This is a genomic window from Bowmanella yangjiangensis (genome assembly GCF_017255015.1).
GTDB classification, from domain to species: domain Bacteria; phylum Pseudomonadota; class Gammaproteobacteria; order Enterobacterales; family Alteromonadaceae; genus Bowmanella; species Bowmanella yangjiangensis.
In genome coordinates, this window is sequence record NZ_JAFKCS010000244.1 from 1 (window position 1) to 1,200 (window position 1,200).

Here is a 1,200-nt window from a genome sequence, read left to right on the forward strand (position 1 = left end):
TGTAGATGGCATCGGCGCCATGCAGGATGGCCTCGCGGGCGATCTCGACATCACGCGCAGGGCTGAGCAGTTCCAGGTGGTTCTTGGGCAGGGACATGGTGATTTCTTTTATCAGGCTGGGCACACGGGCAAGGTGCGCATTGTAGCGGCCTGATGACCCTGCGGCACCTGGGCGTGATCAACGGCGCTCCGTGCTGCCGTCCAGGCCCTGCAACTCCGGGCGTGTGCCGAAGACCTGCATGACGTCGCCCAGCGACATCCACCAGTCGTCATGCCATTTCAGCACGCGCAGGCGTTTGTCGGCGGTGTTCAGCTGTCGGTAGCTGGGCAGCCCCACGCTGCTGAACAGGTGCGGCAGCAGGGTCTGGTACAGCCAGGTGCGCAGGCGGCGTGCGCGCGGGCTGGCGTCGTTCAGGCTGAGGCGCAGCAGGTTCTCCAGGTCGATCATGGCCTGGGGCGTTTCCTCGTTGCCGAACAGGATGCCTTCCGGGCGGCACAGGCGCAGCAGCGAGGCGTTCCAGTCATCCATCTCCAGTGCCTGGCAAACGGGGCCGGCGGCGAACCAGAAGTGTCCGTCGGGCGTGCGCTGGACCGTGAAGCGGATGTCTTCGAAGCTGGGGTGGAGTGGGCTGATCATGGCGCTCTCCTTGTGCACGAAACAGCGATCGGTGAAATGCGATGAAATCATGAATTTCATATAAAATACAACAGACTGTTCAATCTAGCGTGGGGGCGGAATTTAACGTCCGCGTCCATGACCGAGAAATCCGAATTCGCCCAGCGGCTGCGTAGCGCCATGCTCGCAGCTGGATATCCAGACCGCCCAGCCGTGCTCGAACGCGAGTTCAACTCGCGCTATTGGGGACGTTCGGTGACGTTTCAGGCTGTTTCGCGCTGGCTGCGTGGCGAGTCGATCCCTTCCCAGGACAAGCTGCAGGTCCTGGCCGAGTGGCTGCGCATCGAGCCGCAGGTGCTGCGCTTCGGTGAGCGGGCCGGGGTGACGGTGCGCGAGCAGCGCGGGCGCTGGGAGGACCCCAAGTTCTACCAGGAACGCGAAGTCATCGAGACCTTTCTCGGCCTGCCTGCGCAGCAGCGCAAGGTGGTGCGTGAGGTGGTGATGGCCCTGGCCCTGGCGGCCAAGGCCAACGGTGAAGGCGAGCGCTGACGGGGCGGTGGCGTCACCGATAGAAGGCTGAGGGC

The 1,200-nt window shown here is 64.0% G+C and carries 2 protein-coding genes; one reads left to right on the forward strand and one right to left on the reverse strand.

Annotation, left to right across the window (positions count from 1 at the left end):
- Positions 1–178 precede the first annotated feature (178 nt).
- A complete protein-coding gene (locus J0A65_RS23675; protein ID WP_206596735.1) occupies positions 179–697 on the reverse strand; it encodes a BRO-N domain-containing protein in 519 nt (172 codons plus the stop codon).
- A gap of 57 nt (positions 698–754) precedes the next feature.
- On the opposite strand from J0A65_RS23675, the gene J0A65_RS23680 reads away from it, so the two are divergent.
- Positions 755–1,165, forward strand: a complete 411-nt coding sequence (locus tag J0A65_RS23680) for a transcriptional regulator (protein WP_037056173.1) — start codon at positions 755–757, stop codon at positions 1,163–1,165.
- The last annotated feature ends 35 nt before the right edge of the window (positions 1,166–1,200 follow it).